The following is a 12,317-nucleotide window of genomic DNA, read 5'->3' as shown; positions in this document are numbered from 1 at the left end:
GTAAAGCGTTGCGGGTTTGGCAATAGCTGGTTAGCATAGCAAGCGCAGGTGTCAGCTGGACCGAACACGTTTCGGCTGTATTGCAGAGAAGCGTCGCGGGTTTTGCGTAGTGTCGGTGGCGTAGCTAACCGCAGGACCAAGCTGGGCCGAACACGTTTCGGCTATAAGGCAGGAAGGTGCTGTTGGCGTCAGCGCCCCCTCATCGAGACAGAATGAACTAAAAACAAGGGTAACCACGACGTCATTCAAGCGTCGTGGTTACCCTTGTTAATTTGTGCTAATCAGTGTGAATACTGAATAACTTAGGCTAGGGCTCCCATTGGATCCCATGGTGCCAAAACAGTTGGTGCTTCGGCTTGAGCCTTTTGTAAGTCGGCAGATAAGTACTTCTTGTTAACGACAACTTGGTAGCAGTATTCATCCATCCAAGCATCACTCATAACGAAGAAGCCCTTAGTTCCGACTTTGTCACCCCAGCTGTTTTCGACCTTCCACTTGGTTGGTTGGCCGTCAACTAGGTCGACCCCGGTAATGACCATCGCGTGGGTCATTAAGCTTTCACCATAGTCGAGGCGTTCCGCTTTGGACATGGCTAAGTCAACGTCGAATAATTGATCCTTATTGTAGACGTCGGTTGCCATGACACCCTTTTGCCGGTCTGAAGATTGACCAACGTCACAACCGAACCAAACGCTTTCGCCAGCTTGGAGTTGCTTGATTGCTAACTGTTTAAAGTCGGCCATGCTGACGTTTAAGTGTTTAACGGCCCGACCGCCAACCACGTTACCGAGCATTTCAATCGTGTAAGTGTGGTTGTAAGGTTTGTCATCAGTTGGGGCATTGATAATTGAAACGTAGTCGTCCAGGCTCCAGCCAACGTACTTCTTGAAGAAGCTTTGGGGCGTTAAGCCAGCGTCGCGATGGTATTCTTTGTTGTCATCGCGATATTCCCAGTCAAAGGTGGTGACGGGTTCGCCGAACGCGTAAGCTAACATCCGGTAAACTTCGTTCAACATCTTTTCCTTGCGGTCTTGAATCGCGTCAGCGGACTTGCCGGCGGCGACTAATTCCCGCAACTCAACGGCGTCTTTACGCAACTTTAAGTTTAAAGTGCTATTGATTTCAGCTGACTTAGAGCTGTTGTAAGTTTCGGGCATGACGCTCTTAGGCACGATGCCGTACTTTTGAATTAGGGCAACTAACATGTCCCATTGGCCCCCGTCTTGTTGTGGGGTGGTCATTAACCAAGCCACTTTCCGACTGCTGGTTGGTTGGTCGGCGGTTGCGAGGACGTTTTCATAAAAGTAGTTGGCCTTTTCGAACTTATCCCAGAAGAAAGTGTAGTTTTGGGAAAGTTCAAAGTGTTTTAAGTTAAACTTGTTGGCAAGGTCGTGGCGCATCGTGTTTAATGCGGCGAACATCCAGCAACGACCACTTTGCTTTTGGTTGGCAACGTCACCCGTGTCCAGGTCAATTGAAAAGACCGGGGTGGTTTGTGACATGGCTTGAATATCTTGACTACTTGCTAAAATACCGTTCTTGGTAACGCTCCGTTCGAGGACTTTGGCCTCTGGACGTTGATCTAAATCGGCTTGAAAATTGGCGATTTGATCCAAACTAATGGCTTTACTCAAAAAATCACGCTCCTTTAATCTAATTCTAATTGTATCTGTTAATCGTGGTTGCGACAAGCCGTTTGTTGCGAAAACTCACGGCCGGGCGGTGAGGACCTCGGGACCGTCCGCGTGCCCAACGATAACGGTGTTGACCATGTCTAAGAAGAGACCGTGTTCAACCACGCCGACCATGTGAATTAAATCTTCAGCGAGCACGTGCGGGTCGCTGATGGGGTCGAGGTGTAAGTCGATGATGATGTTGTTGGAATCAGTTCGAACGAGTTCCCCGGCGTGCCGCCGAAATTCTGGATGGTAACCGCGAGCAGCCATCTTTTCGAAAACGTGTTGGCTCCCGTAAGGAATGACTTCGACGGGGAGCCCGAACGCGCCGAGCTGGTCAACCATTTTGCTTTCATCAACGATCCAAATTACTTTATCGGAGTTAATGGCCACGATTTTTTCAAAAAGTAACGCGGCACCGCCCCCCTTAACCCCTTGAAAATCCTTGGAGATTTCGTCGGCACCATCGATGGTTAGGTCGAGGTGGTCAACGTCATCGACGGACTTCATGGGAATCCCTAAACTTTTAGCCTGAGCGGCGGTCCGTTCAGAGGTTGAAACGCCTACAATGTTTAAGTGTTCGTTTTTAACGCGTTCGCCAAGCGCATCGACCATGAACTTAACGGTTGAGCCGGTACCAAGGCCGACTTGCATGCCGTCGTGAACGTATTCAACGGCCTTTTGACCGACGAGTTGTTTCAATTGATCCTGATTCATTAAGTAAAGTCTCCTTATAAGTAAGAATAGCGCTTCCAATTTTTAAGTGCGCGCAAATTATGATACCAAAACGTCCGCAGCTTCTGGGTGGCGGTCAAAGTAACTTTTGGCATAAGTACAAAGGGGTTGAATTTGTTTGTGCTCTTTGCGTGCAGCTTCGATCACGGCCCGGGTGAGTTGGCCCGCAATGCCTTGATGACCAAAGTCTTCGCGAACAAAGGTGTGTTCAATGACCCAAACTTGGTCGTCACCGCGGGTTGGGAAGGTGATTTCACCCGCTAATTTGCCGTCAGCGTCGTTAAAATAAAACCGGTTTTCGTCACGTGTGAATTCCATGGTTGTCACCACCTTTAACTGGTTTGAGATCCTACCGTAATTAAACCGGGAAATCCCCGTTTTGTCAACGAAATCGCGGGTTGAAGTATGGTAAAATATGAACACGAAATTAAAGTAGAAAGTGGGAATTAATCATGGCCCGTGGATTTGAAATTGTCAGCGACTATGCTGACCAACAGTTACATCTGCCATACCGGACGACTAAGCAGGCGGCCGGGTACGATTTTGAGGCGGCAACCGACTTTACGTTGCCGTCAATTTGGAAACTAAACTTTGTGAAGGTCTTATGGCAAATTCGGCACCAGCAAACTAGCCAGCCAGCGGAGTTAGACGCGGCAGCCGCTGCTTTGAAGCCCTGGTTAGTGCCAACTGGGATTAAAGCTTATATGAACCCCGATGAATACTTATTGATTGCCAACCGTTCGAGCAACCCGTTGAAGCGGAACTTAATTTTACCTAACGGGATTGGTGTGATTGATGCGGATTATTATAATAATGCCAAAAATGAAGGCGCGATTTACGTCCAACTAATTAACATGGGGATTCGCGACGTGCACATCAAGAAGGGCGAGCGGATTGCCCAGGGAATTTTTACGAAATACCTCACAGCCGATAACGAAGCGACCGTGACGACGACCCGTTCGGGGGGCTTTGGTTCGACCAATCGATAAAAAAAGGTTAAAGTAAGGCGATTTAACGGCTTTAATTATTAATAATGGTAAAATAAGGATAGTTGTTCGCCCGGCGCACCGGCGTTTGGGCGACGTGGATGGGAGGCCATTTTAGTGGCGAAAGCAAAAACTCAGTTTGTTTGTTCAAATTGTGGCTACTCAACGCCACGGTATTTAGGGCGCTGTCCTAACTGTGGTGAGTGGAATACCTTAACGGAAGAACATTTTGATACGAAGCCGGATCGTAAATCCCGGGTCAGCTTTGCGGGGCAGTCTGCTAAACCGCAACGGCTAAAAGAAGTGACGATGACTAAAACGCCGCGGGTGCAAACGAAGCTCAAAGAGTTTAACCGTGTGCTGGGGGGCGGGGTCGTTCCCGGTTCGTTAGTTTTGATTGGTGGCGATCCCGGGATTGGGAAATCGACCCTACTGTTACAAGTTTCGGGGCAATTAGCCGAAACGGGGGGCTCGGTCCTTTACGTGACTGGTGAAGAAAGTGCGTCGCAGGTCAAAATGCGTGCTGATCGCTTAGCCGTCGATAGCGAGGACTTTTACCTGTATCCGGAAACCGACATGGCCAATATTCGGACGACGATTGAATCGATGAGTCCGCAGTTCGTGGTGATTGACTCGGTTCAAACGATGCAGGAACCCGACATGGATTCACCAATTGGCTCGGTCTCACAAATCCGTGAAATTACGGGTGAGCTCATGCAAATCGCCAAGACGAACGGGATTACGATTTTTATCGTCGGCCACGTGACGAAGGGCGGGGCCATTGCGGGTCCTAAAATTTTGGAACACATGGTGGACACCGTGCTGTACTTTGAAGGTGACTTGCACCACACGTACCGCATTTTGCGGGCGGTTAAAAATCGGTTTGGTTCGACTAACGAGTTGGGAATCTTCGAAATGCGGACGGGCGGCCTATTTGAAGTGGCGAACCCGTCGGAAATCTTCTTGGAAGAACGGCTCAAAGACGCGACCGGTTCAGCTATCGTGGTCTCAATGGAAGGCACCCGGCCAATCCTAGTTGAAGTGCAGGCCCTCGTGACGCCCACCGTGTTTGGAAACGCCAAGCGAACGGCGAGCGGTTTGGACCATAACCGGGTCTCGCTCCTGATGGCGGTGCTCGAAAAACGAGCCAACTTAATGTTGCAAAACCAGGACGCCTACTTAAAGGCGGCGGGTGGCGTTAAATTAAACGAACCTGCGATTGACTTAGCGATTGCGGTTTCGGTCGCTTCTAGTTATCGCGATCAACAAACTCGACCGACCGACTGTTTTGTAGGCGAAGTGGGTCTAACCGGTGAGATCCGGCGCGTTAACCGCATTGAACAGCGGGTCGGCGAAGCCGCCAAGCTCGGGTTTGAGCGCATTTTTATCCCGAAAAATAATTTGCAGGGATGGGACGTGCCTAAAAACATTCAGGTTATTGGGGTGGCGACCCTTAAAGAGGCCTTACAATTGGCCTTACAAGCGCCAAATTAATTTGAAAAGGGGTTGAAGCTATGAAAAAGTTAACGGTCCGACTGGTCTTTATCGTCGTCGGTGGGACGCTGGGGCTGACCTACTTGCCATTCTTATGGGAAGCCCTCTGGTCGCAACCCAGTGCCTTACTCGACAACATTTTTACTAACTTCTTATTAGGTGCATTAGTATTATGGGTGCTTTCGCTCTTCTTGGCGAACGCTGCCATGCACCTAGTGGACCGGGTTGAAAAAAACCTATCGAAACAAAACCCAATGACGTTGCTCTTTGGGAGCATTGGGTTCATTATCGGGTTACTGATCGCTGTTCTGATTTCGCAATTATTCAGTCGTAGTCCACTATTCTTAATGAACACGGTCGTCCCAATTATTTTAATGCTGTTCTTTGGTTACATCGGTGCGCGGGTCGGAACCACGCGAATTGACGAGTGGCGCAAGGTCTTTAATTTCCGCCGCCGCGAGAAGGAAGCGAGTCCGGAAATTACGGATGCGCAACCAGACCAAAACTATCATCATTATAAAATTTTGGATACCAACATTTTAATTGACGGTCGCATTTACGACCTCGTTAAAACTGGCTTTTTAGAAGGGACGCTACTCGTACCGAATTTCGTGCTCTACGAGTTACAGTACATTGCTGACTCGGCGGACAGCATTAAACGGGTCCGCGGGCGCCGGGGATTAGATATTCTGAATAAACTGCAGAATGAAAAAATTATTCCCATTGAAATGTATGAGGGTGATTTTGAAGACATCCCGGAAGTTGACAGCAAGTTGATCCAGTTGGCGAAAAAGGTCAACGGGGTGATTGTGACCAATGATTATAACCTAAATAAGGTAATCGAATTCCAAAACGTCCAAGTTTTGAATATCAACCAACTAGCGAAGTCGTTGAAGCCGCGGGTGATTCCGGGTGAAGCGATGAACGTGATGGTTGTCAAGAACGGGAGCGAACGCCAGCAAGGGGTTGGTTACCTGGATGACGGTACGATGGTCGTCGTGGAAGACGGGAAGTATTACATTAACGAAAAAGTGGACGTCATCGTGACGAGTGCGTTGCAGACGGATGCGGGCCGGATGATTTTTGCGCGTTTGGCCCACGCTAGTCGCGGTTTACCGGACGAAACGGATGCCAAGTCCGATGCGGCGACTAAGAAGGACGCGGGTAAAAAGCACCGTAACCACAACCATACTGGTAATAATCAGCAAAGTGGGAATGGGTCGCATGGTGGCAATGGCAACCGCGGTCAGCGCCGAAAGTCCTAAACCGCAAGCAGTAGTAAGTGAGTTCGGGTCGAAATCGGGCCCAGTCCTTAATTTTTAGTGCTAAACATGGTAAACTGGAAAGGCAAGTGAACGGCGCTTTGGCGACGCTCATTTTGACCAAATACTGGAACTATTGGGATAGTTCTGGTCGTCACAGCGCGTGATAAAAAAATGAAAGAGGCGTTAATCACATTGGCAAAGAGCAAGATTCGTGTGCGTTACGCACCAAGTCCAACTGGCCATTTACACATTGGTAATGCTCGGACAGCATTATTTAACTATTTGTTTGCCCGGCATAATAAGGGAAAGTTTATTCTTCGGATCGAAGACACCGACTTAAAGCGCAACGTCGCTGACGGTGAAAAGAGTCAAATGGATAACCTGAAATGGTTAGGCATGGACTGGGATGAAGGTCCAGATATCGGTGGCGACTATGGTCCTTACCGGCAATCTGAACGGAAAGCCATCTATGATCCGTTGATTCAACAATTGATCGATGAAGGCAAGGCTTACGAGTCCTACATGACGGAAGACGAATTGAAGGCTCAGCGTGAAACCCAAAAAGCCAACAAGGAAATGCCCCACTATGTTTACGAATTTGCCGGCATGAGCGAAGTAGAAAAGCAGGCTAAAATCGACGCTGCTAAGGCGGCTGGGATTCAACCCGTTATTCGGTTCCGCGTTCCTCAAGGTCAGACCTACGCTTGGGATGACATGGTTAAGGGCAAGGTTTCCTTTGAATCGAAGACGGTTGGTGGCGATTTTGTCATTAAGAAGCGTGATGGCATGCCAACCTACAACTTTGCCGTTGTGGTTGACGACCATATGATGCAAATTAGCCACGTTTTCCGTGGTGATGACCACGTTGCTAACACGCCAAAGCAATTAATGATTTACGAAGCCTTCGGTTGGCAACCACCGAAGTTCGGTCACATGAGTTTGATCATCAACACCGCTACGGGTAAGAAGTTAAGTAAGCGGGACGAAACGGTCTTACAATTTATCGAACAATACCGCGAACTTGGTTATTTACCGGAAGCGATGCTGAACTTCATCGTGCTCTTAGGCTGGTCACCAGTGGGTGAAAGTGAATTGTTCACGCAACGCGAATTCATCAAGATGTACGATGAAAAGCGGTTGAGCAAGTCACCAGCGGCCTTTGATGGTAAGAAGCTCGAATGGGTTAACAACCAATACATTAAGAAGGCTGACGAAAACGAAGTCTTTGCAATGTCAATTCGGCAATTGATCAAAGCCGGGCGGTTACCACAACGTCCAGACATGAACCAAATCGAATGGACGCGGACCTTGGTTTCACTGTACAAGAACCAAATGAGTTACACGGGTCAAATCGTGGACTTAGCGGACCTGTTCTTTAACGGGCCAGCGGACATTGACGATGAAGCGCGGGCTGAATTAGATAACGATACGGCCCCAGTTGTCTTGAAGGAATTCCGGAAGCGTATTGATAATATCGACGTCTTCGAAGCAACGGCCATTCAAAAGACAATCAAGAGTATTCAAAAAGATACGAAGATCAAGGGTCGGAAGTTATACATGCCAATTCGAATCGCCGTTTCGCACGAAATGCACGGTCCTGAATTGCCAGAAACGATCGAATTGTTAGGCCGTGAAACGACTAGCAAGCACTTAGATGCCATGATCGCTGAATTAGACAAATAACTGTTTGATAATCAGATTAAATTCAAAGGTAACTTCAGGGAGCGGTGCTGACTGGGACGCCGCGTTACGTTGAATTGAAAGTGCGGTTATCACGAGAAACAGTCGGGCGGCCGTTACCCCGCAAGAGGTCGGGCTAACCGACAAAGCAAGAGTGGAACCGCGTTTCAAAAACGCCTTTTGCATTACGGATTTTCCGTGGTGCAGGGGCGTTTTTGAGTATTTAGACGCTGAATCCAATTGGTGTTGAGATGACGGTTCGATGATAGATGGTGTTGATCTGCTAAGAGGCTGCCCATCAAAGGTTGGCAATGTTCCTTAACAGCAGAACATGGTAAACTAGCAACAACGTGATTATCAATTAGAAAGGGGCGTTGATACATGTTACAAGTTTTTAATACGTTAACTCGAAAAAAAGAAGCCTTTAAACCAATTACACCCGGTGTCGTTAAGATGTACGTCTGCGGCCCCACGGTTTATAACTATATTCATATTGGCAACGCGCGTTCGGCGATTGCCTTTGATACGATTCGGCGGTACTTCGAATATTTAGGTTATCAGGTCGACTACGTGTCTAATTTCACCGACGTGGATGACAAGCTGATCAAGCGGGCGGCCGAAGACCACACGACGGTGCCGAAAGTTGCGGACCGCTTTATTAAAGCCTTTATGGCTGATACGGCGGCGGTCAACATTGAACCCGCAACCGCTCACCCGCGGGCTTCGGAAAACATTCCCGAAATCATTGCGTTTGTTCAGGCGTTGATTGCGAAGGGCTACGCTTATGAATCCGCTGGCGACGTTTATTACCATACCCGTAAGTTTAAGAATTACGGTCAGTTATCCGATCAGCGCATCGATGACCTCGAAGTTGGTGCGAGTCAGCATACGGATGATGAGGAGACGGCCCGCAAAGAAGATCCGATCGACTTTGCGTTGTGGAAAGCTGCTAAACCCGGCGAAATTTCATGGGATTCCCCGTGGGGAGCGGGACGGCCCGGCTGGCACATTGAATGCTCCGTGATGTCAACCAAGTATCTTGGCGATACTTTTGATATTCATGGCGGCGGGCAGGACCTTGAATTTCCCCACCACGAAAACGAAATTGCGCAGAGTGAAGCTAAAACGGGGCAAACCTTTGCTCACTATTGGCTCCATAACGGCTTCGTGACGGTCGGGGACGATAACGAAAAGATGAGTAAGTCGCTCGGAAACTTCGTGACCGTTCACGACATTATTAAAACGGTTGACCCGCAGGTGTTACGCTTCTTCATGGCAACGACCCAGTACCGGCGGCCAATTCAGTATACGCAGGGAAACTTAGACGAAGCGGCGAATAACCTCAGTAAACTTCAAAATGCTTACCGTAACTTGGATTACCGGTTAGCCGACGCTCAGGATGGTGCTGACGCCGAAGTGTTGCAACAATTACAAGCACTTAAGGGTGCGTTTGTGACCGCGATGAATGACGACTTCAACGTCCAGAACGGCGTGACGGCGGTCTACGAACTAGCCAAGTTGGCGAACGTCTACGCGGCCCAAACCACGGTGCACCGCCAAACCGTTGCTAAATTACAGGCGACGCTGAGCGAATTGGCGGGCGTTTTCGGGGTCGCTTTTGACAACCCGGATGAAGGGCTCGCAGACGCGGACATCCAGACGTTGATTGATGAACGCCAGGCTGCTCGTAAAGCTAAGGATTTTGCTAAGGCGGATCAGATTCGCGATGATTTAAAGGCTCAGGGGATTATTTTGGAAGACACGCCCCAGGGAGTCCGGTTTAGAAAGGAATAATATGCAAGTTGATTATCAGCAATTAAACGGGATCGCACTCGCGTACCTCGGTGACGCGGTCTACGAACCGTTTATTCGGCAACACATGCTCGAACTTGGCTATACCAAGCCAACTAAGCTCCACCACCATGCGACCCACTACGTTTCGGCTAAGGCCCAGGCGGCGTTGATTGAGCGGATGCAGGCAGATGACGTCCTAACCGCAACTGAAACGGAAGTTTTTAAACGTGGTCGCAATGCTAAGAGTCACACGTCGGCGAAGCATACCGACGTCTTGACGTACCGGGTCTCAACCGGTTTTGAGGCCGTTTTCGGTTACTTACAATTGACGAACCAGCAAGCGCGCATTGCGACGCTGGCCCAATGGTGTATTCAACAAGTAGATGAAGGGAGGGTTTCAAGTGTCAAATGATGAACGGAACCAAACAAACGCGCCCGCAGACTTTGTGATTGGGCGCCACCCCGCGATGGCGGCAATTAAAAGTGATCAACAGATCAATAAGGTCTTTATTCAGAGCGGGTTACAAGCCGACGTGTTAAACGACATTGCCAAAATTGCGAAGAAACGCAACCTGATTGTTCAGTACGTACCGAAGCAAAAGTTAGATCGGCTAACCGATAATGCGAACCACCAAGGCGTTGCGGTCGGCGTTGCAGCGTTTGAATACGCAAGCATTGACGAGCTCTTCGCGGTGGCTAAGGAAAAGGACGAAGCCCCATTCTTCTTAATTTTAGATAATATTGAAGACCCGCATAACTTAGGTTCCATCATGCGGACCGCCGACGCGGCTGGCGTGCATGGTATTATTATTCCAAAACGGCGGGCTGTTGGTTTGACGAGTACCGTCGCTAAAACGTCGACGGGGGCAATTGAACACGTGAAAGTGGCCCGGGTCACCAACCTGGTTCAAACCGTGAAGCAATTACAAACGCAAGGCTTGTGGATTTTTGGAACGGACATGCACGGGACGGATTACCGGCAATGGGACGCCCATGGTCCGGTTGGCTTAATTATTGGGAATGAAGGTAAGGGCATCGCCCCACTTTTAAAGAAGCAGGTTGATGAAATGTTGACCATTCCAATGATTGGTCACGTTCAGAGTTTGAACGCGAGTGTTGCGGCGAGCCTGTTAATTTATCAGGGCTTTACGTCGCGCCACCCACTTGGAAATTAATATGAAACAACAACTGTTAATCGTAGATGCATATAATATGATTGGTAATTGGCCCGAATTGGCCCACTTAAAAGAGTCGGGGCGGTTACCAGAAGCGCGTGATGAGCTGATTAACGTTTTGACGGAATATAAAAAAATTACCGGCTTAAATATCAGCCTAATATTTGACGCGATGTACGTTCCGGGAAATTCAAAGAGCTACCGGCAAGCAGATTTAGAGATTGTTTGGACGAGCAAGGATCAAACGGCTGATAGTTATATTGAAAAGTACGCGGCTGAAAAGCAGTCCCGTGTTTTACAGGTGACGGTGGCGACGAGTGATCAGGCCGAGCAGTGGGTGATTTTCTCTGAAGGCGCCCTCCGCGTGCCGGCACTTGAACTACGAAAACGTGTGCACATGGCATTGAAAGAAGTCCGCCACGCGGCGGAAGGGACGCAGGTTCAGGGGCGCGTTCGCAAATCACCGTGGAATGAAGACCAGCTGCTAGCGTTGGACCATTATCGTCAGCAGTTGGAACGTGATCATGTTAAACATCATCATAAGTGAAATATTAAGCGCGTAACGGTGCGCTTAACAGGGATTTTATAATCAATAATTAATTAATTGTTTGATTAGTTTTTAGTGTAAATTAAAACGTATGTTCGCTTGTTTTGGGAGGTCGCAGTCGGTATATTGAGACTACGGATTTAGGGATTCGGTTTTGGAAAACCACCGAAATGAGGAATGCCACTTGAATGAACAACAGTTGATCGCATTAGCAGCTCGCGGTGATAATCAAAGTATTCTCAAGTTAGCAAATCAGTATTTACCGGTAGTTTGGAAGTTGCGGCGCCAGTTTTATCTTCGCCAGTTTGACGAAGAGGACTGGAAACAGGAAGCCCGGATTGCGATTCATCGGGCCGCCCAGCAGTACGACAACCAGAATAACTGCTCGTTTGGCGCGTTTTATAAACTTGTTTTAAATAATCAAATTATTGACCTGTTACGGCGCTCGCGGGCTAAGAAGCGTTGCCCAGAACAGGAACTCCTATCGCTGGACGCATCGGATGAAGAGCTCATTGGTCAGTTTGCGGTGCTAGTCGTTTCGCCATTAGACGTGGTGTACGTTCATCAGCAGTTGGCTGCCTTTGCGGACCTGTGCTCGACCTTTGAAGGGGAAGTCTTTGCAGCGCTATTGCAAGGCTTGTCCCCCCAAGCAATTGCCCAGTTGTTGCAAGTTGAGCTGAATCCGGTACTGAACGCAATGGATCGGTGCCGCCGTAAGCTCCGGCAACTTCTGACGCCTGTTTCGACAAATTGACATTCAAAAAATTCCATGCTACTGTTAAACCTGATTAAGTATGGAGGTCATTTGAATGGCTCAGAAAAAAGTTGCCTTAGCCTGCACGGTATGTGGCTCACGGAACTATACGGTTGCGTCGAATCCGAACCGCACAGACCGCTTAGAAGTTAAAAAGTTTTGTAAATATTGTGGTAAACACACACTTCATCGCGAAACGCGGTAGGGGGAT

At 48.7% G+C, this 12,317-nt stretch carries 13 protein-coding genes; 10 read left to right on the top strand and 3 right to left on the bottom strand.

Going from position 1 to position 12,317, the window contains the following annotated elements; genetic code table 11:
- Positions 1-302 precede the first annotated feature (302 nt).
- From FFM79_RS07695 to FFM79_RS07685, 3 genes are all read right to left on the bottom strand, one after another.
- Positions 303-1,634: a C1 family peptidase gene (locus tag FFM79_RS07695; RefSeq protein ID WP_137642891.1), complete on the bottom strand. Its 1,332-nt coding sequence runs from the start codon at positions 1,632-1,634 to the stop codon at positions 303-305.
- Between the two features lie 75 nt (positions 1,635-1,709).
- A complete protein-coding gene (rpiA, locus tag FFM79_RS07690) occupies positions 1,710-2,393 on the bottom strand; it encodes a ribose-5-phosphate isomerase RpiA (protein ID WP_137642890.1) in 684 nt (227 codons plus the stop codon).
- A 57-nt stretch (positions 2,394-2,450) separates the two neighbouring features.
- Positions 2,451-2,834 carry a GNAT family N-acetyltransferase gene (locus tag FFM79_RS07685; protein ID WP_225424400.1) on the bottom strand — a complete coding sequence of 128 codons (384 nt, stop codon included), beginning with the start codon at positions 2,832-2,834 and terminating at the stop codon, positions 2,451-2,453.
- A 29-nt stretch (positions 2,835-2,863) separates the two neighbouring features.
- Here FFM79_RS07685 and FFM79_RS07680 point away from each other — a divergent pair, with 29 nt between their 5' ends.
- The 10 genes from FFM79_RS07680 (at position 2,864) to rpmG (ending at position 12,311) form a co-directional block, all read left to right on the top strand.
- Entirely contained in the window at positions 2,864-3,400 is a 537-nt protein-coding gene (locus FFM79_RS07680) for a dCTP deaminase/dUTPase family protein (protein WP_137642889.1), read from the top strand.
- Between the two features lie 114 nt (positions 3,401-3,514).
- The gene (radA, locus tag FFM79_RS07675) at positions 3,515-4,891 is read left to right on the top strand and encodes a DNA repair protein RadA (protein ID WP_137642888.1); all 1,377 of its coding nucleotides are present in this window, start codon (positions 3,515-3,517) and stop codon (positions 4,889-4,891) included.
- A gap of 20 nt (positions 4,892-4,911) precedes the next feature.
- Positions 4,912-6,156, top strand: coding sequence for a PIN/TRAM domain-containing protein (locus tag FFM79_RS07670; RefSeq protein WP_137642887.1), 1,245 nt, complete (start codon positions 4,912-4,914; stop codon positions 6,154-6,156).
- A 192-nt stretch (positions 6,157-6,348) separates the two neighbouring features.
- The gene (gltX, locus tag FFM79_RS07665; protein WP_137642886.1) at positions 6,349-7,839 is read left to right on the top strand and encodes a glutamate--tRNA ligase; all 1,491 of its coding nucleotides are present in this window, start codon (positions 6,349-6,351) and stop codon (positions 7,837-7,839) included.
- A 378-nt stretch (positions 7,840-8,217) separates the two neighbouring features.
- A complete protein-coding gene (cysS, locus tag FFM79_RS07660) occupies positions 8,218-9,630 on the top strand; it encodes a cysteine--tRNA ligase (protein ID WP_137642885.1) in 1,413 nt (470 codons plus the stop codon).
- Position 9,631: 1 nt separating this feature from the next.
- The gene (locus tag FFM79_RS07655) at positions 9,632-10,042 is read left to right on the top strand and encodes a Mini-ribonuclease 3 (protein ID WP_137642884.1); all 411 of its coding nucleotides are present in this window, start codon (positions 9,632-9,634) and stop codon (positions 10,040-10,042) included.
- On the top strand, positions 10,014-10,805 hold the full coding sequence (gene rlmB / locus FFM79_RS07650; RefSeq protein WP_170177412.1) for a 23S rRNA (guanosine(2251)-2'-O)-methyltransferase RlmB: 792 nt from the start codon (positions 10,014-10,016) through the stop codon (positions 10,803-10,805). Before FFM79_RS07655 ends, rlmB begins: the two co-directional genes overlap by 29 nt.
- A gap of 1 nt (position 10,806) precedes the next feature.
- Entirely contained in the window at positions 10,807-11,352 is a 546-nt protein-coding gene (locus FFM79_RS07645) for a YacP-like NYN domain-containing protein (protein ID WP_137642882.1), read from the top strand.
- 184 nt (positions 11,353-11,536) lie between these two features.
- Positions 11,537-12,106 (top strand): sigma-70 family RNA polymerase sigma factor, encoded by a 570-nt coding sequence (locus FFM79_RS07640; RefSeq protein ID WP_137642881.1) that lies wholly within the window; start codon positions 11,537-11,539, stop codon positions 12,104-12,106.
- 55 nt (positions 12,107-12,161) lie between these two features.
- Positions 12,162-12,311, top strand: coding sequence for a 50S ribosomal protein L33 (gene rpmG, locus FFM79_RS07635; RefSeq protein WP_137642880.1), 150 nt, complete (start codon positions 12,162-12,164; stop codon positions 12,309-12,311).
- The last annotated feature ends 6 nt before the right edge of the window (positions 12,312-12,317 follow it).

This window comes from Lactiplantibacillus modestisalitolerans, assembly GCF_005405425.1.
GTDB lineage: Bacteria > Bacillota > Bacilli > Lactobacillales > Lactobacillaceae > Lactiplantibacillus > Lactiplantibacillus modestisalitolerans.
This window is presented reverse-complemented; position numbering and strand designations above follow the sequence as displayed.

What these genes read in the sequence shown, in the direction of transcription:
- rpiA (WP_137642890.1), bottom strand. Translation starts at nt 2,393, where the DNA reads ATGAATCAGGATCAATTGAAACAACTCGTCGGTCAAAAGGCCGTTGAA.
- FFM79_RS07670 (WP_137642887.1), top strand. Translation starts at nt 4,912, where the DNA reads ATGAAAAAGTTAACGGTCCGACTGGTCTTTATCGTCGTCGGTGGGACG.
- FFM79_RS07680 (WP_137642889.1), top strand. Translation starts at nt 2,864, where the DNA reads ATGGCCCGTGGATTTGAAATTGTCAGCGACTATGCTGACCAACAGTTA.
- cysS (WP_137642885.1), top strand. Translation starts at nt 8,218, where the DNA reads ATGTTACAAGTTTTTAATACGTTAACTCGAAAAAAAGAAGCCTTTAAA.
- rpmG (WP_137642880.1), top strand. Translation starts at nt 12,162, where the DNA reads ATGGCTCAGAAAAAAGTTGCCTTAGCCTGCACGGTATGTGGCTCACGG.
- rlmB (WP_170177412.1), top strand. Translation starts at nt 10,014, where the DNA reads ATGAAGGGAGGGTTTCAAGTGTCAAATGATGAACGGAACCAAACAAAC.
- FFM79_RS07655 (WP_137642884.1), top strand. Translation starts at nt 9,632, where the DNA reads ATGCAAGTTGATTATCAGCAATTAAACGGGATCGCACTCGCGTACCTC.
- FFM79_RS07645 (WP_137642882.1), top strand. Translation starts at nt 10,807, where the DNA reads ATGAAACAACAACTGTTAATCGTAGATGCATATAATATGATTGGTAAT.